General features: G+C 35.6%; 23 protein-coding genes. 1 reads left to right on the top strand and 22 read right to left on the bottom strand.

The window, feature by feature from the left end; genetic code table 11:
• Window positions 1–50: 50 nt before the first annotated feature.
• The 6 genes from sdaAA to ACE83Q_RS00465 form a co-directional block, all read right to left on the bottom strand.
• Window positions 51–932, bottom strand: a complete 882-nt coding sequence (gene sdaAA / locus ACE83Q_RS00490; RefSeq protein WP_409022190.1) for an L-serine ammonia-lyase, iron-sulfur-dependent, subunit alpha — start codon at window positions 930–932, stop codon at window positions 51–53.
• Between the two features lie 11 nt (window positions 933–943).
• Complete coding sequence (locus ACE83Q_RS00485) at window positions 944–1603, bottom strand: serine dehydratase beta chain (RefSeq protein ID WP_409022189.1); 660 nt, start codon at window positions 1601–1603, stop codon at window positions 944–946.
• A 100-nt stretch (window positions 1604–1703) separates the two neighbouring features.
• Window positions 1704–4559 (bottom strand): excinuclease ABC subunit UvrA, encoded by a 2856-nt coding sequence (gene uvrA / locus ACE83Q_RS00480; RefSeq protein ID WP_409022188.1) that lies wholly within the window; start codon window positions 4557–4559, stop codon window positions 1704–1706.
• Between the two features lie 15 nt (window positions 4560–4574).
• A complete protein-coding gene (gene uvrB, locus ACE83Q_RS00475) occupies window positions 4575–6578 on the bottom strand; it encodes an excinuclease ABC subunit UvrB (protein ID WP_409022187.1) in 2004 nt (667 codons plus the stop codon).
• A gap of 150 nt (window positions 6579–6728) precedes the next feature.
• Window positions 6729–7592: a DegV family protein gene (locus ACE83Q_RS00470; RefSeq protein WP_409022186.1), complete on the bottom strand. Its 864-nt coding sequence runs from the start codon at window positions 7590–7592 to the stop codon at window positions 6729–6731.
• An 86-nt stretch (window positions 7593–7678) separates the two neighbouring features.
• On the bottom strand, window positions 7679–8311 hold the full coding sequence (locus ACE83Q_RS00465; RefSeq protein WP_409022185.1) for a YfbR-like 5'-deoxynucleotidase: 633 nt from the start codon (window positions 8309–8311) through the stop codon (window positions 7679–7681).
• 211 nt (window positions 8312–8522) lie between these two features.
• Between ACE83Q_RS00465 and ACE83Q_RS00460 the strand changes: the two genes are divergently transcribed.
• Window positions 8523–9497, top strand: coding sequence for a hypothetical protein (locus ACE83Q_RS00460; RefSeq protein WP_409022184.1), 975 nt, complete (start codon window positions 8523–8525; stop codon window positions 9495–9497).
• A 32-nt stretch (window positions 9498–9529) separates the two neighbouring features.
• Here the strand turns inward: ACE83Q_RS00460 and ACE83Q_RS00455 are convergent, their stop codons facing one another.
• The 16 genes from ACE83Q_RS00455 to ACE83Q_RS00380 form a co-directional block, all read right to left on the bottom strand.
• The gene (locus tag ACE83Q_RS00455; RefSeq protein ID WP_409022183.1) at window positions 9530–11257 is read right to left on the bottom strand and encodes a phospho-sugar mutase; all 1728 of its coding nucleotides are present in this window, start codon (window positions 11255–11257) and stop codon (window positions 9530–9532) included.
• Window positions 11258–11331: 74 nt separating this feature from the next.
• Window positions 11332–11817: a MarR family winged helix-turn-helix transcriptional regulator gene (locus ACE83Q_RS00450; RefSeq protein ID WP_409022182.1), complete on the bottom strand. Its 486-nt coding sequence runs from the start codon at window positions 11815–11817 to the stop codon at window positions 11332–11334.
• Between the two features lie 11 nt (window positions 11818–11828).
• Window positions 11829–13172 (bottom strand): DHA2 family efflux MFS transporter permease subunit, encoded by a 1344-nt coding sequence (locus ACE83Q_RS00445; protein WP_409022181.1) that lies wholly within the window; start codon window positions 13170–13172, stop codon window positions 11829–11831.
• Window positions 13173–13305: 133 nt separating this feature from the next.
• Window positions 13306–14244, bottom strand: coding sequence for a thioredoxin-disulfide reductase (trxB, locus tag ACE83Q_RS00440; RefSeq protein WP_409022180.1), 939 nt, complete (start codon window positions 14242–14244; stop codon window positions 13306–13308).
• 136 nt (window positions 14245–14380) lie between these two features.
• Complete coding sequence (gene galU / locus ACE83Q_RS00435) at window positions 14381–15280, bottom strand: UTP--glucose-1-phosphate uridylyltransferase GalU (protein ID WP_409022179.1); 900 nt, start codon at window positions 15278–15280, stop codon at window positions 14381–14383.
• 14 nt (window positions 15281–15294) lie between these two features.
• Window positions 15295–16314 (bottom strand): NAD(P)H-dependent glycerol-3-phosphate dehydrogenase, encoded by a 1020-nt coding sequence (locus ACE83Q_RS00430; RefSeq protein ID WP_409022178.1) that lies wholly within the window; start codon window positions 16312–16314, stop codon window positions 15295–15297.
• Between the two features lie 77 nt (window positions 16315–16391).
• Window positions 16392–17219 (bottom strand): prolipoprotein diacylglyceryl transferase, encoded by an 828-nt coding sequence (lgt, locus tag ACE83Q_RS00425; RefSeq protein ID WP_409022177.1) that lies wholly within the window; start codon window positions 17217–17219, stop codon window positions 16392–16394.
• An 18-nt stretch (window positions 17220–17237) separates the two neighbouring features.
• A complete protein-coding gene (gene hprK, locus ACE83Q_RS00420; RefSeq protein ID WP_409022176.1) occupies window positions 17238–18176 on the bottom strand; it encodes an HPr(Ser) kinase/phosphatase in 939 nt (312 codons plus the stop codon).
• An 11-nt stretch (window positions 18177–18187) separates the two neighbouring features.
• A complete protein-coding gene (locus tag ACE83Q_RS00415; RefSeq protein ID WP_409022175.1) occupies window positions 18188–18541 on the bottom strand; it encodes a phage holin family protein in 354 nt (117 codons plus the stop codon).
• A 23-nt stretch (window positions 18542–18564) separates the two neighbouring features.
• Window positions 18565–18870, bottom strand: coding sequence for a PspC domain-containing protein (locus ACE83Q_RS00410; RefSeq protein ID WP_409022174.1), 306 nt, complete (start codon window positions 18868–18870; stop codon window positions 18565–18567).
• 154 nt (window positions 18871–19024) lie between these two features.
• The gene (gene phoU / locus ACE83Q_RS00405; protein WP_409022173.1) at window positions 19025–19711 is read right to left on the bottom strand and encodes a phosphate signaling complex protein PhoU; all 687 of its coding nucleotides are present in this window, start codon (window positions 19709–19711) and stop codon (window positions 19025–19027) included.
• 17 nt (window positions 19712–19728) lie between these two features.
• On the bottom strand, window positions 19729–20484 hold the full coding sequence (pstB, locus tag ACE83Q_RS00400) for a phosphate ABC transporter ATP-binding protein PstB (RefSeq protein WP_409022172.1): 756 nt from the start codon (window positions 20482–20484) through the stop codon (window positions 19729–19731).
• A gap of 14 nt (window positions 20485–20498) precedes the next feature.
• Window positions 20499–21302 (bottom strand): phosphate ABC transporter ATP-binding protein PstB, encoded by an 804-nt coding sequence (gene pstB / locus ACE83Q_RS00395; protein WP_409022171.1) that lies wholly within the window; start codon window positions 21300–21302, stop codon window positions 20499–20501.
• 21 nt (window positions 21303–21323) lie between these two features.
• Window positions 21324–22211 carry a phosphate ABC transporter permease PstA gene (gene pstA / locus ACE83Q_RS00390; protein ID WP_409022170.1) on the bottom strand — a complete coding sequence of 296 codons (888 nt, stop codon included), beginning with the start codon at window positions 22209–22211 and terminating at the stop codon, window positions 21324–21326.
• Window positions 22211–23131 (bottom strand): phosphate ABC transporter permease subunit PstC, encoded by a 921-nt coding sequence (gene pstC / locus ACE83Q_RS00385; protein ID WP_409022169.1) that lies wholly within the window; start codon window positions 23129–23131, stop codon window positions 22211–22213. Before pstC ends, pstA begins: the two co-directional genes overlap by 1 nt.
• Before the next feature lie 2 nt (window positions 23132–23133).
• Window positions 23134–24012: a phosphate ABC transporter substrate-binding protein PstS family protein gene (locus ACE83Q_RS00380; protein WP_409022168.1), complete on the bottom strand. Its 879-nt coding sequence runs from the start codon at window positions 24010–24012 to the stop codon at window positions 23134–23136.
• Between the last annotated feature and the right edge of the window lie 50 nt (window positions 24013–24062).

The following is a 24062-nucleotide window of genomic DNA, read 5'->3' as shown; positions in this document are numbered from 1 at the left end:
ACCTGGTGTTTCTTTTGTATCTGCGCACAAAAAAAGAGTTGTTTCCAACCCTATATCATTTCACCAAATATTTTCATTTTAATTGCTTGGCCCGTTGGTGTACTAGCTAATCCACCAATCCCAGTTTCTCTAAGTGAGCTCGGCATACGTTCGCCAATGTCTTTCATAGCCATAATAACTTCATCAGCTGGTACTTTGTTAGATAATCCAGCAAGTGCCATATCTGCTGCTGTTAAAGCATTCACAGCTCCTATAGCATTTCGCTTGATACATGGAATTTCAACTAATCCAGCAACTGGATCACAAACCAGTCCCAATAAATTACTAAGTCCCATCGCAAAAGCCTCTGCACATTGTTCCGGCGTTCCACCAGTAACCTCAACGGCGGCAGCTGCTGCCATTGCTGATGCACTGCCAACTTCTGCCTGACAGCCACCAGTCGCTCCGGCAATCATGGCATTATTTGCCACGATCATTCCAAAGGCACTTGACGTAAATAAAGCTTGTAACATCTTTTCATGTGATAAATTTAATCGTTTTTGTATCATGAAAATAACCCCAGGCAACGTTCCAGATGAACCTGCAGTCGGTGTCGCACAAATAAGTCCCATCGAAGCATTGACTTCATTAGTCGCAATTGCATATTGCATCGCCTCTAAGTTAGCATCTCCAGATAAAGAGTGCCCTTTCTCACGATATTTCCGTAGTAAGACCGCATCTCCACCCGTTAATCCCGTTGCTGAAGAAACGCCTTCACCATTTGATCCCTTTTCAATCGCTTGCTTCATCACTTCAAGATTAGCTGACATTTTTTCAATGATAACGTCTCTAGTTTCACTTGATTGCGCCATTTCTTGTTCAATCATTAATTCTGAAATTAATTTGTGTTCTTTATTAGCAGTTGAAACTAACTCAGCAATACTTTTATACAAGATGGAACCTCCTATTTTAAATAAATGAGATTGTGCGTTAATAATCGCAGTTGCTTAATATCAGTCTCAGTAATGTTCTTGGATAAATCATATTCATACATAATATCCTCTGGCATTAACTCAGATTCACTTTGCATCACAATAGTTGTCGTTTTTTCGATTTGTTTTTGAATTTTATTTTTATTTACTGGATTAGCTTCCAACACTAGTATCGGTAAACTACCTTTTGGAAAAAATTGTTGTTTTTTTAGCGTGAAAGCTCTAATTTCAATTGTGCCACCACCAATTGAACAACCCATTAATTCGATTTTTTTCGTCTCATTTTCAAGCGTTAATTTAACACTATTGGGATGGTTAATTGGACTTGGGTGTACATCTTCAATAAACTGAATCTCAATCCCCATTTTTTCCGCAATCTGGATGGACTGTGGGCAACGGACATCATCAGGTTCAAAGCCTAATACCCCAGCAACGGTCGCAAAATCAGTCCCGTGCCCGCGATGTGTTTTTGCGAATGATTCATAATAGCGAACTTTTAATTTAGTGATTCTTCCATTAAATAATTGAAATCCAACCTTACCGATTTTAGCGGCACCAGCTGTATGTGAACTAGATGGTCCGATCATAACAGGTCCAATAATATCAAAAACACTCTTATAGTTATTGCCCATGGTCAGCAGTTCCTCCAATTATTTTATGTCTTCTTTAAAGTTAACACTTTTTTAAAAAAATGGAATAAAAAAAAGCCAGATTTTCATCTGACTTCTTAATTTATTTATTCATTCTTGCACGATCACGTTCTAAGATTGGTTTTAAATAGTGTCCCGTATAACTTTCAGGCACTTCAGCAATTTCTTCTGGTGTTCCAGTCGCAAGAATCGTTCCGCCACCTTCGCCACCTTCTGGACCTAAATCAATTAAATAGTCAGATGTTTTGATCACATCTAAGTTATGTTCAATAACCAAGACTGTGTTACCGGCATCAACCAAACGATTTAAAACGCTAAGTAGGCGTTTAATATCATCAGTATGCAAACCAGTTGTTGGCTCATCAAGAATATAAAAACTCTTACCATTTGATTGGCGATGTAATTCAGAAGCTAACTTCATCCGTTGTGCTTCGCCACCTGATAAAGTCGTTGCCGATTGTCCTAATGAAACGTAACCCAAGCCGACATCAACAATTGTCTGCAGTTTACGTCTGATTTTAGGAATTGGTTCGAAGAATTTCAAAGCTTCGCCAACTTTTAAATCTAAAATATCAGAGATTGTCTTACCTTTGTAAGTCACTTCAAGTGTTTCAGAGTTATAACGTGCCCCGTGACAAATTTCACATGGCACATAGACATCTGGTAGGAAATTCATTTCAATTTTAATAATCCCGTCACCTTTACAGGCTTCGCAACGTCCACCTTTGACATTAAAACTAAAACGACCTTTTTTATAACCACGTAATTTAGCTTCGTTAGTTTCCGCAAATAAATCACGAATATTATCGAAGACGCCTGTATAAGTTGCGGGATTACTTCTCGGTGTTCGACCAATTGGACTTTGATCAATATTAATAACACTTTCAATATTTTGAACACCAGAAACAGATTTATATTTACCTGGTTTTTCAGAATTTCGATTTAACTTTTGTGATAATACCTTTTTCAAAATACCATTCACTAAAGTTGATTTACCGGAACCAGAGACCCCTGTAACTGAAATGAATTTACCTAAAGGAAAATCAACCGTCACATTTTTTAAGTTATTCTCTTTTGCGCCGGTAATTCGAATCTTCTTACCATTACCAGCACGTCGTTCATCAGGTAATGATATAAATTTCTTTCCTGATAAATATTGTCCAGTTAATGATTTGCGACTCTTTTTAACTTGTGTGGGTGTTCCAGCAGCAACAATTTCACCACCTAATTCACCAGCACCAGGACCAACATCAATTAAATAATCAGCAGCCATCATGGTATCTTCATCATGTTCAACCACAATTAAAGTATTACCCAAATCACGCATTTTCTTAAGTGATTCAATTAAGCGATCATTATCTCGTTGATGCAACCCAATTGAAGGTTCATCTAAAATGTATAAAACACCCGATAAATTAGAGCCAATTTGCGTGGCTAGTCGAATTCGTTGTGCTTCTCCACCTGAAAGTGTTCCTGCAGAACGTGATAATGTCAGATAATTTAAGCCAACATTTTGTAAGAATGTTAAGCGGTCACGAATTTCTTTCAAAATAGGTTCAGCAATAATTGATTCTTTTTCTGACAAGTTAACGTTATCAAAGAAAGGTAAGCCGTCACCAATTGAAAGTGCGGAAATTTTACCAATATGTTGACCATTAATTTGAACAGCTAATGCCTTACGATTCAAACGGTAACCGTGACATGTTTGACACGTTAAGCTGGTCATATATTTACGCATTTGTTCACGCGTAAAGTCACTATTAGTCTCCGTATGACGACGACTAATATTTGTAATAACCCCTTCAAATAGTGCATCTACATCACGAACGCCACCAAAATCATTAGCGTAATGGAAATGAAATTCACGTGTCCCAGCGCCATTCAAAACAATATCACGTTGTTCATCTGTTAACTTTTCAAACGGCACATCCATTGGAATTCCAAAAGCTTCTGCAGCTTGAGCTAACATTGATGGATAATATTGCGAGCTAATAGGATTCCATGGCTCAATTGCCCCTTCTGCTAATGTTTTAGTTGGGTCTGGAACAACTAAATCTTCATCGACTTCTAACTTCATTCCTAAACCATCACAAGTTTCACAAGCGCCAAATGGTGCATTAAATGAAAACAAACGTGGTTCTAATTCTCCCACTGTAAATCCACAAATAGGACATGCATAATGTTCAGAAAATTGAATTGTTGCACCATCTGTATCACCATCAAGAATATCTGCAGTAGCGTAACCAGAAGATAGGCGTAAGGCTGCTTCAAATGAATCAAATAAACGTGAACGAATGCCCTCTTTGACAACAATTCGATCAATCACAATGTCAATTGAGTGTTTAACCTTTTTTTCAAGATCAAACTCTTCATCAATATCATGCAGCTCGCCATCAACTCGAACGCGGACAAATCCTTCTCGTTTGATCGTTTCAAATATCTTTTTATGTTGTCCTTTTTTGTTACGAATAATTGGTGATAAAATTTGAAGTTTTGTACGCTCTTTTAACTCTAAAACACGGTCAACCATCTGTTCAACGGATTGACTCGTGATTTCATGACCATCATTTGGACAAATTGGATGTCCGACTCTAGCCCATAATAATCTTAAATAATCATTAATTTCAGTTACTGTCCCAACTGTTGATCGTGGGTTTTTTGAGGTTGTTTTTTGGTCAATCGAAATAGCAGGTGATAACCCATCAATCGAGTCAACATCTGGCTTATCCATCTGCCCTAAAAATTGACGTGCATATGCTGATAAACTTTCAACATAGCGACGTTGTCCTTCAGCATACAGTGTATCAAAAGCTAATGAGCTTTTCCCTGATCCTGAAAGTCCCGTAATCACAACTAATTTATCTCTTGGGATAGTGACATCCACATTTTTTAAATTATGCGCACGCGCACCATGGATCACAATTTTATCATTTTTCAAGAAATATCCCCCTATTTATAACATTTGTGTTTTTAATTCCAATACCGTATCACGCAATGATGCAGCTGTTTCGAAATCTAATTTCTTAGCTGCTTCTTTCATTTGTCCTTCTAGGCGATCAACCATATCTTGTTGTTCCTTTTTATCCATATCCAAAAATTCAGTTTCGGTAAAGGTTTTAACAGTTCCTGAATTATCTTCAATTTTTGTTGGCGTAATTAACTCACGAATGGCTTTTTTAATCGTAGTTGGCGTAATATGATGTTCCTCATTGTATGCCATTTGAACATCGCGGCGGCGTTGCGTTTCTTCAATCGCGCCCTTCATTGAATCCGTCACTTTATCAGCGTACATAATCACTCGTCCGTTTTCGTTACGAGCTGCACGACCAATTGTTTGCACTAAAGAACGTTCACTACGTAAGAAACCTTCTTTATCGGCATCTAAAATTGTCACTAATGACACTTCAGGAACATCAATACCTTCACGTAATAAGTTAATTCCAATTAAAACATCATATGTGCCTAAACGTAAATCGCGAATAATTTTTGTTCGTTCCATCGTTTTAATATCACTATGCAAGTACGCAACCTTCATCCCCAACTCTTTCAAATAATCAGTTAAATCTTCTGACATTTTCTTGGTTAATGTTGTGACAAAGACACGTTCATTGCGTTCAATACGTAAATTAATTTCACCAACTAAATCATCAATTTGGCCCATAATTGGACGAACTTCAATAATCGGATCTAGTAATCCGGTTGGTCGAATAATTTGTTGAACAACATCTGACGTCCGTTCCATTTCGTAAGGTCCTGGTGTTGCAGACATATAAATGACTTGGTTAACGTGCCCTTCAAATTCAGCAATCGTTAATGGTCGGTTATCTAGCGCACTAGGTAAACGGAATCCATAATCAACTAACATTTGTTTACGAGCGCGATCACCATTATACATCCCTCGTATTTGAGGCATGGTTACATGAGATTCATCAACTACAATTAAGAAATCTTTGGGAAAGAAATCAATTAATGTATAAGGCGGTTCGCCTGGTTTACGTCCATCCATGTGGCGGGAATAGTTTTCAATTCCGGATGTATATCCCATTTCACGTAACATTTCCAAATCATAAGTAGTTCGTTGATCTATACGTTGGGCCTCTAATAATTTATCTTCATTTTTTAATTCTTTTAATCGATCAGCCAGTTCAACTTCAATACCTTCAATGGCATGATCCATCACATCATCATTCGTCATGAAATGCGTTGCGGGGAAAATAGCCATGTGCTCAAGTTCACCCATAACTTCACCTGTTAATGAATCAACTTCACGAATACGATCAATTTCATCGCCAAAAAATTCAATACGAACAGCTTTTTGATCACGAGATGCTGGGAAAATTTCCACAATATCTCCATGAACTCTAAACCGACCACGTTGAAAATCAATATCATTTCGTTCGAATTGTATATCGACTAATTTTCTAAGTAAATCATCACGTTCCATTGTCATTCCAGTACGTAATGAAATAACATGATCACGATATTCTGTTGGATCACCTAATCCAAAGATACTTGAAACAGATGCAACAACAATCACATCATTACGTTCTAGCAATGAACTTGTTGCAGAATGTCGTAATTTATCAATTTCATCGTTAATACTAGAATCTTTTTCAATATACGTATCACTTGAAGGAACGTAAGCTTCTGGTTGGTAGTAATCATAATAACTCACAAAATATTCCACCGCATTATTCGGGAAGAATTCTTTTAATTCACCATATAATTGTCCAGCCAATGTTTTATTATGCGCAAGGACTAATGTGGGACGATTAACTTCTTTAATCACATTTGAAATGGTAAACGTCTTACCCGTTCCCGTTGCACCCAGTAATACTTGTTCTTTTTTACCATCATTTAATCCATCAACTAAAGTTTTAATCGCATTCGGTTGGTCTCCAGTTGGTTCGTACTTTGAAACTAAGTCAAAAACGCCATCATCATGTCTATCAATCAAGTTAACCCCTCCAATTCAATCATTTTTAGAAATTAAAAAAAGCCTGGAATAACCTACCCAGGCTCATTTAAAAATGATTATTCTCTACTAATTATATTAGCATACCGAACATACTTTCGCACGTTATCTCACTTATTTTTTCAGAATAACTTAATCAACTAAATAATCACGGCCCCAAATAAGACCCATTGTTTTTTCTCCAGTATGGACGCCAATAACAGGCCCAATATGACTAACCTCAACTGGAATATTAGGATAGTTGGTTTTAATAAATGAGACCCATTTTGTACTCTCTTCAGGATTATTCGCATCAACGATGCTTACTCGAATTGGATAATCAACTGATTTAATCGCGTCAGAAAAATCTGCCATTACTCGTTGAAAAGCACGCTTCTTTGTTCGTTCCTTAGTTAAAGGGATAATTTGACCTTCATGATTAAATGTCAGAATTGGTTTGATTTGTAATAGGTTACCCACAAACGCAGCCCCATTCGTCATACGGCCCGTTCTAAGTAAATGGCTCAAGTTATCCACAACAAAGAAAATACCCACCGTTTCACGCATTGCTTCTATTTTGGGTACAATCGTGCCTGCATGCTCACCTTGAGCCACTAATTGAGCAGCTTTTAATACAAGAAAGGCTTCTGCTGAACTTGCTGCTTTAGAATCAATCGGATATACCGTAATTCCTTCCACAGTTTTTGAATAAGCACGTAAATTATCCACAAAACTTGTGATACCTGTTGATAGATGAATTGAAATTACTTCATCAAATCCCTCTTCAATTAATTTATCGAAGACACTTTGCATTTGTCCCATTGTAACTTGTGACGTTGTGGGTAACTTATCCGTGTCTTTCATTCTTTGATAAAATTCTGAAGCAGAGATCTCCACATCTTCTAAATAAGTCTGTTGCCCAAAAATAACCGTAATTGGTACCACAATAATATTTTTATCTTTGGCTACTTTTGGATCAATATATGACGCACTATCTGTTACAATTGCCGTTTTCATTAATTTCTCCCTATTCTTTAAGCAAAAAAGGACTACCTTGTATGCATTATTCTAGCATACAACGCAATCCTTAACCTATGTGTACTCTATTTCTTAATAATATCCAAGGTTATTTTTTTAATTTTATCTTTATCCGTGAAATCTTCCGTTAATAATTCTGGAAGAATTTCTTGTAGGATATACTGAACGCTCGCTAAATCTGAAAATTCAAGAATCGTTTTTAAGCTTTCTTGATAAATTTCAGTATAAACTGATTCAGGATTACCCTTTTGAATTTCGCCAAATGATTCATATAATAAATCTAATTTATCAGCTACAGACAAGATTTTACCTTCTAAAGTATCATCCTTACCTTCTGATAATCTACGACGATAGGCATCTTGGAATTCTTCTGGAATTTCGTTCACAATAAAATTCTCAGATAATGATTCCTCAACATTTGCTAACATTTCTCTTAGCGTTGTTGTTGCATATTTAACGGGTGTTTTAATATCACCAATGAATCGTTCTGTATAATCATGATTCAACGCTTTTTCATACAACATGCGCCAATCAATCGTATTTCCTGCATTTTCTTCAACATCACCTAAAAATTGAGCAGCTTCTGTTACTTTGAATGAATGTTCCGCTACCGAATGATCTTCATATTTAAAATATCCTGGTGCTCGTTTTAACGTTTCTAAATTACTTAAACTTTGTAGGTATTGATGCATTCCCATAATTAACAGCTCCCTCTCATTTTTTATATAAATTTTTACAATCTTACCACATATGGAAAAGTTAATTCAAGTATCATCAACTTTTAACAAAAAAATAAACTGATTCACATTGCAAACGCTTGATACATCATTTGAAACACGTCGCGCAACTTTACCATACTTTTTTATGTTATGCTTGTTTTCATGCTTTATATTTAAGGAGGACATTTTTTTGAAGTTTTTAGCCAACAAAATCGTTGAATACTTAACCGGTTTTATCTTGATTTTAATCATGGTACAAGCCGCGTCACTTTTACACGATTCAGAAATTATTTTACCTGAAATCGCCGCGTTAACAGTTGGACTGTGGATTTATCACGAAGCCAATTGGTTAGATCGTTCGTTTAATCTTTTTTTGTTGCCTTCTGTCACCGCTATTATCGGTTTTGGTATCAATTTACTTGAGATTTCTTACACAATTAAAATCTGCCTAATGATCGCCATCATGGTCTTTCTATTAGTGGTAACCCGTTCAGCACTGGCGCCTTCATTGGCTACAGGTCTCTTGCCAATCATCGTTAATGCGTCCAAATATTCATTCATCATTGCCATCGTCGTTTTCGCTTTCATCGAGATGATTGTTGTTAAAGGCCGTAAACTCGATCAAAACTACGCTAAAAAAACCAAGCTTAACTATCGAGCTATGCTTTTATTCCTTGTTTCTTCGCTTATCTGGGTTGCCATCGTGACACTTGCTGGAAAGCCTTTGATGGCTGCTATTCCACCAGTTTTTGTCGTTTTTTTCGAAACGCTACAAAAACCGATGTATTCAGCTGAAATGGCGCTCAAACAAATTGCTGCTTTGACACTTTCAGCTTTGATTGGCGTTCTCGCTTGCACGGTGATTGATTCCAATGTCGTTGTCGCGTTGATTACGCTACCTCTTGTTTTTGGTGTACTCCATCTTTTAAAAGTTAAAATTCCAGCCGCATATGCTTTTCCATTGCTTGCAATGATTGTTCCACCAGCTGTTTTTAGCGGTCTACCCCTATCGGCCCTAATCGCTTCCAGCTACTTCCTTGGAATTGCCTGCCTTTATCACCTCTTTAAAAAGAAAAATAACAAAAATCTCAAACTAATGCGCTCATATGCAGATACTATTTTACTATTCAGAAATTTTATACTTCCTTTAAAATCAAAAAAGTAGTGCTAAATTTACATTTAGCACTACTTTTTTAGCTAGGCGTTGACGATTGCCATAATTGCTTCTTCAAATGCAAGACACTTAGCTTGAGCCTTTTCATCAGTTTCAGCTTGAGTTCCCACGTAGAATTTAATTTTTGGTTCAGTTCCTGAAGGACGAATTGCAATCCAAGAACCATCTTCTAAGATATATTTCAACGCATTTGCAGTTGGTAATCCGATTTCTTCAGATGATCCATCAGCTAATTGCGCCATACCTGTCGTGAAATCTTCTAATTTAGCGACTTTATAGCCAGCAAAATCTTTAGGTGCGTCATCACGGAAGATTGTCATTAAATCTTTGATTTTTTGAACACCTTCAATACCTTCAAACGTTAATGCTTTAGTATTTTCAGCGTAATAACCATATTCTTTAAATAAATCATCTAATCCATCTGATAAAGTTTTATCAAATTGTTTGTAGTAAGCAGCTACTTCAGACAACATTACTAATGCTTGGATAGCATCTTTATCACGAACGAAAGGACGAATTAAGTAACCATAACTTTCTTCAAAACCAAACATAAAGGTATGTTCATTTGTTTCTTCATAGTTTTGAATTTGTTCGGCAATAAATTTGAATCCTGTTAAGACATTAATCATTTTAGCATGATGTGCTTCAGCAATCTTAGTTGCAAGTTCACTTGATACAATTGATTTAACGCCAACGGCATTAGCAGGTAAAGTTCCTGCTTCTTCGCTAGCAGTTAAAATATAATTGAACATTAGAGCAGCAATTTGATTACCTGTTAATAATTTATATTCACCATCAGTTTGACGTACAGCGACACCCATACGATCAGCATCTGGATCAACAGCGATTAATAAATCAGCATGTTCACGGCGACCCCATTTGATAGCTAAATCAAATGCTGGTGCGTCTTCTGGGTTAGGTAACTTGATTGTTGGAAATTCAGGATCACCTTCAGCTTGTTCAGGCACAATCTTAAATTGTTCAAATCCAGCTTGTTTCAAAGCACGTTCGCCCAACATTTTACCTGTTCCATGAAGTGGTGTGAAAACAAGCTTCATTGAAGCACCAACTTCATCAACTAATTTTTGGTTAATTGTCACTTTTTTAACTTCAGCAAGATACGCAGCGTCAACTTCTTCACCAATAATTTGGAGTGTTTTATCAGCTTTTAATGCTGCTTCATCCCCTACTTTAATGGCAAATAAATCATCAGCTTCGCGAACAAAACCAGTAATCATATCTGATTCTTTAGGTGGCATTTGACCACCATCTTCACCATAAATTTTATAGCCATTATATTGTTTAGGATTATGGCTAGCCGTTATCATAATTCCGGCGTAAGTAGCTAAATGTCGGACTACAAACGATAATTCTGGTGTTGGACGTAAACTTTCAAAAACAAAGCTTGGAATACCATGTGCGCCTAAAACTTTAGCTGATTCCATCGCAAATTCTTGTGATTGGTAACGTGAATCATAACTAATTGCGACGCCGCGCATTTTAGTTGCATCATCTAACGTATCCATAAAACGAGCTAATCCTTCAGTTGCTTGACGAATCGTGTAGATGTTCATCCGGTTAATACCAGGTCCCATCAAGCCACGCATACCAGCAGTTCCAAATTCCATTGGTTGGTAAAAAGATTCTTTTAAATCTTCTTGATTATTTTTAAGCGAAACAATCTGATTTTTTAATGTTGCGTCTAGTGTTTCTTCATTTAACCAAGTTAAATAATTATCTTCCCAAGTCAAAATATCACTCCCATTCATATAATATTACTATTATACAATAAATGCGCTTACTATTCAGGATAATAAAAAAGATATCAGAATAATTCTGATATCTTTCTTCCAGCAAGTCGTTCACGTTCAATTCCTGATTTAATTACCTTTTCCAAAATATGCTCAAATTGCTTAATTTCTTCTTCACTAAGCACCGATATACTTTCATCATTAACGACTGTAATTCTATCAAAAATATCTTGATAATTATTAATCGCTTTTGCTGTAGGATAAAGTTCAGTCCGTCGTTTATCTGCGGACGACATTTTTTTTTCAAGCCAACCATCTTTAATTAATTTTGAGATAGCACGTGTCACAACACTGTGATCCCGATAAATATTTTGGATTAGCTCATCCTGACTAACGCCAGGTGACTCACAAACTAACAACACGTAAAAAAAGTTACTCTCAGAAAGTTCAAACTCTTTTAACGTATCATTTATTCTTAATCGAATCATTCTGTTGTAAATTGTTGTTAATTTCTCAACTTCATGTGTATCGTAAAAAGAATTTCCATTCATATTTTGCATCTCAAAACTCCTTAAGCTTTACTTGTTTTTCTGAAATAGACTAGTCCAACTAGTCCAATTACAATTGAGACAACCATGATAAAGATCATTGAATATTTGTATCCAACAACAAATGATGCTGGAATACTAGCAATAACAATAATAACGGTATTAAATAATGAACCACTAACTTGTCTTAATGTATTCGTTAACGTTGTTGCATGATTTATTTCCATTGGATTTAAATCTTTTAAAGATTCTGTTGTTGCTGGTGCCATAATAGCACCAACCCCGGTTAATCGAATAGCATAAGTAACAACTGATAACCAAACAGGAAATTCAATTGTTAAAAATAACATTGGTAGTACTGAAATCATCAACATCAAAAAGCCAAATATAAATATTTTTTTATAACCGTATTGATCATAAAGGTTACCAACAATAGGTGAAATAATAGCATTAATTGCAGCACCCGGTAACATAATTAACCCAGCAGTCATTCCTGATAAATGTTGATTGTTTTCTAAGAACATTGGCATAACTAATTCCGTTGCCATTAAAATACCAAAAACTAGCATAATTAATGCAATCATAGTTGAGAATGAACGTACTTTGAAAATTCGAATATTTAAAAATGGTTCTTTTAAAGCTAATTGGCGACGACCAAAATAGATTAAAGCCAAAACACCAATCACAATTAGGACAAGTGCAACTAATAATTGGTCTCCAATAATTGAAATACCAATTAAAATTGTAGCAAGTCCAACTAGTGATAAGAAGAACGATTTAAAATCAATTTTAACATCTGTCTTTTCTGAATAGTTAGGTAAAATACAAACCCCAACAATTAATAAAATTAACATGATTGGAATAATGAAAATAAATAATGCTCTCCATGGTAAAAATGTAATCATAATACCTGATAAAGTTGGTCCAATTGCTGGAGCAGCTGAGATGACGAGCATAGCAAGTCCCATTACAACGCCACGACGTTCAATTGGGTTAATTGCAATGACACTAATCATCGTAAATGTAGTCAATACGCCACCGGCAGCAGCTTGGATTAAGCGACCAATTAAGATTGCCCAAAAATTAGCGCCACTTGATGCAACGATACTTCCGATTAAAAAGACAACCATAATACCGACAAATATTTGTCTTGTTGAATATTTTTCATATAAAATTGCTGATAATGGTGTCGAAATTCCGACCATTAAAACATAACCCGTCGTTAACCATTGTGCGGTTGCAAGGTTAACATTTAAAACGGTGATTAATTTTGGTAATGCTGTAATCATCAATGTTTGATTTAATAAAGCGGCAAAAGTCGCAATTAATAAAACAGCACCAATTGTATTTCTTTTTTTGTTTGTCATTCTAACTCTCTTCTCACTTAAATTTACGCATATGTTTAATTTTTTTCATAAGCGGATTAGATTATTATAATGTTCACATGCACATAAAGTCAAGTAAATAAAAAAATAAGCCCCAAAAGGCTTATTCTATAATTTAACTTAATTCTGCATCATTTAATGATTCAAGGTAACTAAATGCTTGTTGTCCAGCAATACCACCATCACCGACTGCAGTTGTAATTTGACGCAATTCTTTCTTACGTACATCACCAACTGCGAAAATACCTGGTACATTTGTTAGCATATTTTCGTCAGTTGGAATCCAACCATAATCGTCAGTAATTCCAAGCTTTGTGAATGCTGTTGTCATTGGTTTAACACCAACATAAATGAAGACACCACTAGCAGGAATTTCAGATGTTTCACCTGTCTTATTATTCGTTACTTTAACGCCAGTTACTTTACGATCGTCACCAACAATCTCTGTGACATTAGTATCCCAAACAAAAGATATTTTATCATCCGCAAAGGCACGATCCTGTAATATTTTTTGAGCACGTAATTTATCACGACGATGAATTACCGTTACTTTTGAAGCTAATTTTGATAAATAAGAACCTTCTTCGATTGCTGAATCACCACCACCGATAACGATGACTTCACGATTTTTGAAGAAAGCACCATCACAGACTGCACAGTAAGAAACACCTCGGCCACTAAAGGTATCTTCGCCTTCAGCACCTAATTTTTTGTATTCAGATCCAGTTGCGATAATTAAAGCTTTTGTTTCAAAAACATCACTATCTGTTGTGATGAGTTTTGTGTCGCCTTCAATTGTAATATCAGTTACACTACCATATGCATATTCTGCACCAAATTGTGTCGAACTTTCGTACATTTCTTTTGCTAAATCAGGGCCTAAGATTGATTTAAATCCAGGATAATTTTCAACTTCAGCCGTATTATTCATTTGGCCACCATAAATCCCGCGATCAATCATTAAAACCGATAGATTTGCACGTGATGCATAGAGTGCGGCAGTCATTCCACCGGGCCCAGCACCAATCACAACAACATCATATTTTTTTGTCATTAGTTCAACCTTCTTTCTTTTAGTAAGTAATTCAACAATACCCTATGTTACTTTTTTTGTCTATTTAATTGCTTTAACATCAAAAACAGGTCCCAAGTAAGTTGAACTTGAAACCTGTTTTACTGTAAGAATTAGGCTACTTATTTTTTGCTGTATCTTCTGCAATTAATTTTGCGCCTAAAGTCTTCAAATATTCTTTTAATTCATCTTTAACTTCTTTATGTTTCAAACCATACTCAATACTTGTTTTTAAGTAGCCAAATTTATAGCCAACATCGTATCGAGTTCCTTTAAATTCATGAGCGAAAACACGTTGCACTTTATTCAATGCATCAATGGCATCCGTTAATTGAATTTCATTACCAGCGCCTGGTTTTTGATGTTCTAAAATACCAAAAATTTCAGGTGTTAATAAGTAACGTCCAATAATAGCTAAGTCACTAGGTGCTTCTTCAGGTGTAGGTTTTTCAACAAAGTTTTTAACATTGAATAATCCAGGTTTAACTTCTAATTCAGGATTAATCACACCATATTTTGAAACTTCTTCATGAGGGACTTTCATCACCGCTAAAGTTGAAGCATGTGTCTCATCAAAGCGATTCATGAGTTGACGCGTTAATGGTACTTTATCTTCCATTAAATCATCGCCTAACATGACAACAAAAGGTTCATCTCCAACAAAATCTTTAGCCATTAAAACGGCATCTCCAAGACCTCGTGGATGAGATTGACGGACAAAATACAAATTAATATCCGTTGTTTCTTCAACTAATTTTAATAATTCGTCTTTATGCTTTGCAGCTAAATTCGCTTCCAGTTCTGGCACCGAATCAAAATGATCTTCAATTGGTCGCTTACCTTTACCCGTAACAATCAAAATATCTTCAATACCCGATTGACGCGCCTCTTCAACAATAAATTGAATCGTTGGTTTATCAACAATTGGGAGCATTTCTTTTGCCATCGCTTTAGTTGCTGGTAAGAAACGAGTCCCTAGTCCAGCAGCCGGAATAATGGCTTTTTTAACTTTTTGCATAGTCTAATCCCCTTTTATTCTGCTAATTCAGATTTACCTTCACGATTGATTAAAGCTTCAATCACTGATTTAATTTCTTTATTATTGTATAAAACGTCATAAATTGCATTTGTAATTGGCATATCAATTCCTTGTTGTTGTGCTAATTCATAAGCAGCCTTAGCAGTACCAACACCTTCAATAACCATACCCATATCAGCAACAACAGCATCTAATGATTTGCCTTGACCTAATTGGTCTCCAGCACGCCAGTTACGTGAATGAACACTTGTAGCTGTAACGATTAAATCACCAACACCAGAAAGTCCCATAAAGGTTAATTGGTTAGCACCAAATGATGTTCCTAAACGAGCAATTTCAGCTAAACCACGTGTAATCAAAGCAGCTTTAGCGTTATCGCCATAGCCCATACCATGAAGCATACCAGCACCAACGGCGATAATATTCTTCATAGCTGCGCCCATTTCTACACCGATAACATCGTTATTTGTGTAGATTCTTAAGAATTTATTCATAAAGAGATCTTGAACAAAACTTGCAGCTTCAGGATCAGTACTTGCTGAAACAATTGTTGTTAAATCACGGTTAGCAACTTCTTCAGCGTGACTTGGGCCAGAGAAGACAACAACACTACCACGAATGTCAGCAGAAATTTCTTCTTCAATAACTTCTGAAATACGTTTGTGTGTGACTTGTTCTAGTCCTTTACTTGCATGAATAATAATTGGTTTGTTACCTGTTTCTTCTAAAATTGCTGCTACTTGTTTAGCAACAATACGGCTTGCTTTTGTTGGAACAACAAATAAAATAGCGTCAACTTGATCCAAAGCTTCTTTTAAATCTTCATATGCATGTAGGTCTTTAGAATAAGTGTAATCTTCCAAGTAATGCTTATTTGTATGGAACTCATTCATTTCTGCTACTTGTGCTGGAACATTTGACCAAAGTCTGATGTCATGACCATTTTCAGTTAGGATATCGGCAAGGATACTACCCCAAGAACCGGCGCCTAATACTGCTACTTTTTTTGTCATTATATAATCTCCTTCAAAATTTATTCATTCTAATCATACCAAATTTTACCTCTAATAGCATTAACTATGAGAAATTTTTATTTCAATTGTCCGTCTAAATACCATTGATTTTGCGGTTCCCAATATCTTCTCAATAATAACCAACTAATTGATCCAATAAAAATCACTAATGAGAGAAGTTGAGAAACACGAATTGTTGAAAATAACATTAAGCTATCTGTTCTCATTCCTTCGATAAAGAAACGACCAAATGAATACCAAGTTAGATATGCAAATAGTATTTCTCCACGTTTGAAAAGATGTACTCGATGTCGCAAGGCAATTAATATTAAGAATCCAACAAAACTCCACAATGATTCGTATAGAAATGTTGGCTTATAGTAGATGCCATTGATGTTCATTTGGTTAATAATAAATTCAGGTAAATGTAAATTTTGTAATGCCTCTAACGTTGTTTTTCCACCATGGGCTTCTTGGTTCATAAAATTACCCCAACGGCCGATTGATTGCGCAAGTAGCACAAGTGGTGCCGCTAGATCAAACATTAACCATGCTGACAAATGACGACGCTGACAGAAAATAATCACTGTAATAATTGCGCCTATTAACCCACCATAGATAGCAATACCACCGTCCCAAATTCGATAAACTTCACTTAGATGTTGAGAGTAATAAGACCACTCGAACACAACGTAATAGAGTCGCGCAGAAATAATTGAAATTGGCAACGCCCATAGAACCATATCATATATGGTATCTTCATTTATTCCTATTTTTTTGCCTTCCAGAATGGCTAAAATAACTGCTATAATTACTGCACTCGCAATTATTACGCCATACCAACGAACTTCAATAGGTCCTAATTTAACTGCGATGGGATTCAATGCACCTAATAAATAATTCAATTTACTCTCGTCCAATCCTTAATCTTTTTTTGAATTTGTTTGGATTAAGCCATTTAGATTAGCTTCAAATGCTTTAGTGGCATCGTAACCCATTGTTTTTGCACGGAAGTTCATTGCTGCAACTTCAATGATAATGGCCAAATTACGTCCTGTTTTAACAGGTACAGAGATTTTTGGCACATTCACATTGAATATTTTGACAAATTCATCATTATTACCTAATCGATCAAATTGTTTATCAGGAGTCCAGTTTTCTAGATGAATAATTAGTGAAATATCAGTGTCATTACGGACAGCTCCTGCACCAAACAAGTTCATGATATCAATAATACCGATACCTCGAATTTCAAGTAAATGTTTTAAAATTGCAGGTGCTTCACCAACAAGTGTCTCCTCATCTTGTTGGAAAACATCAACACGGTCATCTGCAATTAAACGATGCCCACGTCTAATTAATTCAAGCGCTGTTTCTGATTTACCAACACCAGAATCACCTGTAATCATGACCCCAAGCCCATAAATATCAACTAAAACACCATGTATTGACTGGCGTTCAGCTAATTTGGCTTCCAAATAATTAACCATATTAGAAGATAGACGTGACGTTGTTAGTTTTGAAATTAGAACTGGAATATGTCTTTCTTTAACGATAGCTAATAATTCTAGCGGCACATCCAAATCATTTGAAACAACAAAACATGGTGTTTGCTCTGTTGCTAATTGATTCATCACATTCTGCCTATCTTCAGGAGTCAGTCCATTTGCATAAGCATGTTCTGTCATCCCAAACAATTGAATACGTTCTTTCGGATAAAAATTAAAATACCCGGTTAATTCTAGGCCAGGACGTGAAATATCACTTGTTGTAATCTTTTTATCATCCAAGTATTCTTTCCCAATTAAAACAGTTAATCCCATTGCATCTACTAAATTTCTAACTGAAACTTCATTGGCCATCTTAATGCCCCCTATTGTCTATTTCTAATAAAGTAATTTGTTACGATTGTATTAGCAATACTCATCACAATTGAGATGATAAATGCCGCCCAAAAGCTCGAAAATTTAAATTCATTACCCACAAAAAATGACGTCATTTGTAACATAAATGCATTTATAATCAGATAGAAAAATCCTAAACTGAAAATAGTTACCGGCAGTGATAAAATCACTAAAAACGGTTTAACTAGCATATTTAGTACAGCCAGTACAAAACTGGCGATTAATGAAACCCAGATACTTTTAACAAATAAAGTATCTGGGAAAAATCCAGATATTGCCAAAAATAGTATGGCATTAATTAATACGCGTTGCCAAAATCCCATGAATCTTCACCTCATCATTAATATTATTTATCGTCTGTAACTTCTACATCTTTAATAATTTTACGGCCACTCTTACTTGATGAGCTAGTCCGTTGTCCAGTACTAGATGTAAACTGCTCAAAAGAACTAGTAAATGAACGTTTTTTCCCTGGCAAGCTAATTGCTAACAAGATATAGACAAGTATAAATACGCCTTTTGTTGCGAAGATTAGCATTAAAAATAAAAATCTAACGAGTGTTGGATTCCAATTTATATATTCGGCAAGTCCAGCTGCGACACCCGCGATAATTTTATTAGTTGATTTTGTGAATTTTTTATTTGTTTTCATTTTATAGTTCCTCCATTCAGAATAATCTATCATTATTGTACTTCTTATTGTACTCATTTTACAATTTTAACGAGCGTTATTTACTTAAATTTTAACGTTTAAATTAAAAATAACTAACAATCGTGAAATTGTTAGTTATTAAATGAGTAGTGCCTTATTCGTTTTCTTTTTCTAACTCTGATTTACCAGGATTCAATTCAGTGATTCGGCCATTTTTTAAATAAACAACCCATTCACAGACATTTGTAACATAATCGCCAATCCGTTCTAGATAAGTGGCAACCATCAAATAGTCAGCACTTCCCACAACTGTTTCGGGATTCGTTTTCATTTCATGGATACACTGGTCATATATTGTCGTGAAATATTCATCAACTTCAAGATCTAAATTAGCAACTTTACGGGCTTTTTCAGCATCTTTTTTAATGTAAGCTGTAAGGACTTCTTCAACCATCTTACGTGCATGGTCGCCCATAATTCCAATTTCATCTTCAATCTCTGTTACTCTAGGATTGCCTTTAACACGAATCGTTGATCTCGCAATACTTACAGCGTGATCTCCCATTCGTTCTAAATCAGAAATAGCTTTTAAAACAGTCACAATATCTCTTAAATCACTTGTAACAGGTTGATACAATGCAATCATTTCTAACGTTTGTTTTTCTAACTTCATTTCGCGTTCATTAATTTTGTAATCGCCGACAATAACTTCATGGGCCAATTCTTTATCATGATTAATGAAAGCACGGACAGATTTATGAATAGCTTCACTGACCATCATACCCATTTCGCTAAATCTAATGTGTAGCTTTTCTTGTTCTTCATCAAAAAGTAATCGCATTATTTTGTCTCCCTTTCTTAACCGAATCGACCACTAATGTAGTCATCCGTTTCTTTTTGTACAGGCTGCGTAAATAATTTTTTAGTTGGTGCAACTTCAATTAAATTACCTTCTAAAAAGAAGGCAGTTCGATCTGAAATTCGAGAAGCTTGTTGTAAATTATGAGTCACTATTATAATAGTATATTTTTCACGCAATTCTAGCAACATATTTTCAATTTTACTACTTGAACCAGGGTCCAGAGCACTTGTTGGTTCATCTAGTAAAATGACCTCAGGTTCAACCGCTAAGACTCGAGCGATACAGACACGTTGTTGCTGTCCACCAGATAACGCAAGCGCATTTTTACCCAAATCATCCTTTACATCATCCCAGACAGCAGCCTGTTTCAAGCTTTTTTCAACAGCTTCATCAAGGATTGCTTTATCTTTAACACCAGCTAATCGCAAACCATATACGACATTTTCGTAAATTGAAAATGGAAATGGATTAGGTTGTTGGAAAACCATCCCAACATTTTTGCGTAATCTTACGGTATCCATTTTAGGACCGTAAATATCTTCATTTTTTAATTTAACTGTACCTGTAATGGTTACACCTGGAATTAAATCATTCATGCGATTTAACGTTCTTAAATATGTTGATTTACCACAACCAGATGGACCGATTAAAGCGGTAATCCCTTTTTCATTGAAATCAAGATTAATTCCTTTGAGGGCTTCTTTCTTACCATAATACAAATGAACATCATTCGTTTCAATTATTTTAGTCATTTTGACTCCCCCCCTTAACCGAAGTTTCCTGAAACATAATCATCCGTTAGTTTAATTGTTGGTCGCGTAAAAATAGTTGTTGTTTTATCATATTCTACCGCATTTCCTGAATGGAAAAATGCTGTGTAATCTGAAATACGTGAAGCCTGTTGCATATTGTGTGTCACAATGACAATCGTGTACTTTTCTTTCAGTTCTAAAAGTGATTCTTCAACAATTCGACTTGAAATCGGATCTAACGCACTAGCTGGTTCATCTAACAATAAGATGTCAGGTTCCATAGCAATTGCTCTAGCGATACATAAACGTTGTTGTTGTCCACCAGACAGTGATAACGCACTCACATTCAAATCATCTTTAACCTGATCCCATAAGGCAGCTTGTTTAAGTGATTTTTCAACGCGTTCTTCAAGTAACTGCTTATCTTTCATCCCATGACGTTTCAAAGCAAACGTTATATTTTCATAAATTGATTTTGAAAATGGATTAGGTCGTTGAAAGACCATTCCAATATGTTTTCTCATTTCATAAATATCAACATTATCTTTATTAATATCTAAATCACGGTACATAATTTGTCCTGTTACATCAGCAATCCCATCATTCATACGATTCAACGATCTAAGATAAGTTGATTTACCAGAACCAGATGCTCCAATTAAAGCTGTAATTTTAAACCGTTCAAATTGTAAACTAACATCTCGAATTGCTTCATTAGAACCATAATGAACATGTAAATCTTTGGTTTCTAAAGCTATCTCATGTTTATCTTCATTGAAGGTCATAATTCTAGATTTTTCAGTTTTATTTTCTACCATATTCTTTGACCCCCTAATGATCTATTTACTTGATGTAATTTTACGATAAAGTGCCTTACCACCGAATCGAGCTAAGAAATTAAATAAAAGCACTGCGATAATTAAGACGGCTGATGCACCTGCAGAAACAGCTGATGCATCGGGCATAATACCTTCAGAATTAATTTTCCAGATATGAACAGCTAATGTTTCAGCTGGACGCATTGGATTTAACGGACTCGCAATATTAGCTGGATTCCAGTTTGTAAAATCTAGTGCTGGCGCACTTTGACCAGCAGTATAAATTAACGCAGCAGCTTCACCAAAGATACGACCGGCACTCAATATAACACCCGTTAAAATACCAGGTACTGCATCTGGAACAATAACTCTCGTAACGGTTTCCCAACGCGATAATCCTAGCGAAAAGCCAGCCTCACGTTGTAAATATGGAATAGAACGTAATGATTCTTCGATTGATCTTGTTAATAATGGTAAATTAAAGAACGTTAAGGCTAATGCACCTGATAAAATTGAAAATCCAAAATTATATTGGACAACGAAAATCAAAAATCCAAAAAGCCCAACAACAACTGAAGGTAATGAACTTAAAATTTCAACAGACGTTCTAATAACTGTCGTCACCCAATTATTTTTAGCGTACTCTGATAACCAAATACCCGCTCCCAATGAAATAGGGAAAGAAATCAGTAATGTTAATAGTAATAAATAGAAGGAATTAAATAATTGGATACCTACTCCTCCACCACTTGAAAATGATTTTGCGGGTGATGTTAAGAAATGCCAACTGATATGTGGCACACCTCTAACCAATATATAGCCAAGTAAGGCCGCTAAAACAAGAACGACGAATCCGGCAATACCATATAAAATACTTGTTGCGATTTTATCTACTTTTTTAGGATTCATTATTTAAGCGCCCCTCTCTTACCAATTACTCTAACAACCATGTTAAAGAATAATGACATTAATAATAGAATTAAAGCAAGTGACCATAGCGCATTATTTTCTAATGAGCCCATGACGGTATTTCCAATTCCCATCGTCAAAATACTTGTTAAAGTTGATGATGGTGTAATTAAACTTGATGGCATCAATGATGCATTACCAATAACCATTTGAACGGCTAAGGCTTCACCAAAAGCTCGTGCCATACCAAAAACAACCGCTGTCATGATACCTGGTGTTGCTGCTCTTAGAATAACTTTATAAATTGTTTGCCAACGTGTTGCACCTAAGGCCAGTGAGGCTTCCCGGTAATAACGTGGAACAGATTTTAAAGTATCAACAGTCATAGACGTAACGGTTGGTAGAATCATAACAAATAACACAAATGTCCCAGATAAAATACCAAACCCTGTTCCACCAAAAATACTTCGAACAAATGGGACCACAACTGAAAGACCAATAAATCCATAAACAACTGAAGGAATACCAACTAATAATTCAGTTACCGGTTGTAAAATTCGGCTACCCGTATTTGGTGAAATTTCAACCATGAAAATAGCTGTTCCAATAGCGAACGGTGTTGCAATTAATGCTGATAAAAAAGTGACAAAGAACGATCCAGAAATCATTGGTAAAGCCCCAACTTCTGGCTTGCCTGCTTTATCAAGTGTTCCAGGGTTCCAACTCTTTCCTAATAAAAAATCTTTAATTGATACTTTATCAGTAAAGAACGTTGCTAATCCTTTTGAAGCAACGAAATAAAAGATAGCAAGGACAATAGCGACGATTAGTCCAATACAGAAATAAGTAATTATTTTACCGCGCATCTCAAGTTTAGATGCTTTTGATTTTTTGAGTAAACTTTCACGAATCGGATCCATAACTACATCCCCTTTTTAATTGGTGTTATTTTACCATCAACCATGCGACTAACTTGCATCTGTGTTGTAGGAATATAACCTAATTTACTAACAACTTGTTTTTGAATTTTATTTGACATCATATAAGTTAAAAATTGTTTTGTTAATCCTGTGGGTTCACCATTCGTATACATATGTTCGTATGACCAAATTTTCCATTTGTTGGAGGCAACATTGCTCTCAGTTGGTTTAACTTCATCAACTGAAAGTACATCGACCGTTTTATCAACGTATGAGAAAGCCATATAACTTATTGCGCCAGGTGTCGATCCGACAATTTGTCGAACCATTCCCGTTGAATCTTGTTCCTGTGCATCTTTACTTTGCTTACCTTCTAATCCCCATTTTTCAAATGTCAATCGTGTTCCCGAACCAGATGCACGATTTAAAAGGACAATTGGTAAATCATTGCCACCTAGTTGCTTCCAATTTGTTAATTTACCAGTAAAAATATCTATAAGTTGTTTTTTTGAGACGTTTTTAACGCCCACACCTTTATTCACAACTGGCGTAATTCCAACAACGGCAACTTGATGGTCTACAAGTTTACTTGCCTTAATACCCGACTTTTCTTCAGCAAAAACATCTGAGTTACCAATACTAACGGCCTTTTCCTGAACTTGACTCAACCCTGTTCCGGATCCGCCACCTTGAACATTAACAAAGACACCAACATTTTCGGTCCCGTATTCTTCACCAGCTGCCTCAACTAAAGGTTGTAAAGCTGTAGATCCAACAATTGTAATCGATTTTCCTGAATTTGATTGTGTCTCACACCCCGTTAAAGTTAATAACATGATGGATAAAATTCCACCAATCATTACTAAAGATCCCTTTTTCATAGTAACTTCCTCCATAAATATCGATATTTAACTTATACGTTAAGTTTATA

The sequence above is a fragment of the Dellaglioa kimchii genome (assembly GCF_046115505.1).
GTDB classification, from domain to species: domain Bacteria; phylum Bacillota; class Bacilli; order Lactobacillales; family Lactobacillaceae; genus Dellaglioa; species Dellaglioa kimchii.
This window is presented reverse-complemented; position numbering and strand designations above follow the sequence as displayed.

What these genes read in the sequence shown, in the direction of transcription:
- ACE83Q_RS00470 (WP_409022186.1), bottom strand. Translation starts at nt 7,592, where the DNA reads ATGAAAACGGCAATTGTAACAGATAGTGCGTCATATATTGATCCAAAA.
- hprK (WP_409022176.1), bottom strand. Translation starts at nt 18,176, where the DNA reads ATGGCCAATGAAGTTTCAGTTAGAAATTTAGTAGATGCAATGGGATTA.
- ACE83Q_RS00450 (WP_409022182.1), bottom strand. Translation starts at nt 11,817, where the DNA reads ATGCAAAATATGAATGGAAATTCTTTTTACGATACACATGAAGTTGAG.
- ACE83Q_RS00380 (WP_409022168.1), bottom strand. Translation starts at nt 24,012, where the DNA reads ATGAAAAAGGGATCTTTAGTAATGATTGGTGGAATTTTATCCATCATG.
- ACE83Q_RS00485 (WP_409022189.1), bottom strand. Translation starts at nt 1,603, where the DNA reads ATGGGCAATAACTATAAGAGTGTTTTTGATATTATTGGACCTGTTATG.
- pstB (WP_409022171.1), bottom strand. Translation starts at nt 21,302, where the DNA reads ATGGTAGAAAATAAAACTGAAAAATCTAGAATTATGACCTTCAATGAA.
- trxB (WP_409022180.1), bottom strand. Translation starts at nt 14,244, where the DNA reads ATGACAAAAAAATATGATGTTGTTGTGATTGGTGCTGGGCCCGGTGGA.
- phoU (WP_409022173.1), bottom strand. Translation starts at nt 19,711, where the DNA reads ATGCGATTACTTTTTGATGAAGAACAAGAAAAGCTACACATTAGATTT.
- ACE83Q_RS00410 (WP_409022174.1), bottom strand. Translation starts at nt 18,870, where the DNA reads ATGAAAACAAATAAAAAATTCACAAAATCAACTAATAAAATTATCGCG.
- ACE83Q_RS00430 (WP_409022178.1), bottom strand. Translation starts at nt 16,314, where the DNA reads ATGACAAAAAAAGTAGCAGTATTAGGCGCCGGTTCTTGGGGTAGTATC.
- ACE83Q_RS00465 (WP_409022185.1), bottom strand. Translation starts at nt 8,311, where the DNA reads ATGGGAATGCATCAATACCTACAAAGTTTAAGTAATTTAGAAACGTTA.
- pstC (WP_409022169.1), bottom strand. Translation starts at nt 23,131, where the DNA reads ATGGATCCGATTCGTGAAAGTTTACTCAAAAAATCAAAAGCATCTAAA.
- pstB (WP_409022172.1), bottom strand. Translation starts at nt 20,484, where the DNA reads ATGACTAAAATAATTGAAACGAATGATGTTCATTTGTATTATGGTAAG.
- ACE83Q_RS00445 (WP_409022181.1), bottom strand. Translation starts at nt 13,172, where the DNA reads ATGACAAACAAAAAAAGAAATACAATTGGTGCTGTTTTATTAATTGCG.
- ACE83Q_RS00415 (WP_409022175.1), bottom strand. Translation starts at nt 18,541, where the DNA reads ATGGGATTTTGGCAACGCGTATTAATTAATGCCATACTATTTTTGGCA.
- pstA (WP_409022170.1), bottom strand. Translation starts at nt 22,211, where the DNA reads ATGAATCCTAAAAAAGTAGATAAAATCGCAACAAGTATTTTATATGGT.
- galU (WP_409022179.1), bottom strand. Translation starts at nt 15,280, where the DNA reads ATGCAAAAAGTTAAAAAAGCCATTATTCCGGCTGCTGGACTAGGGACT.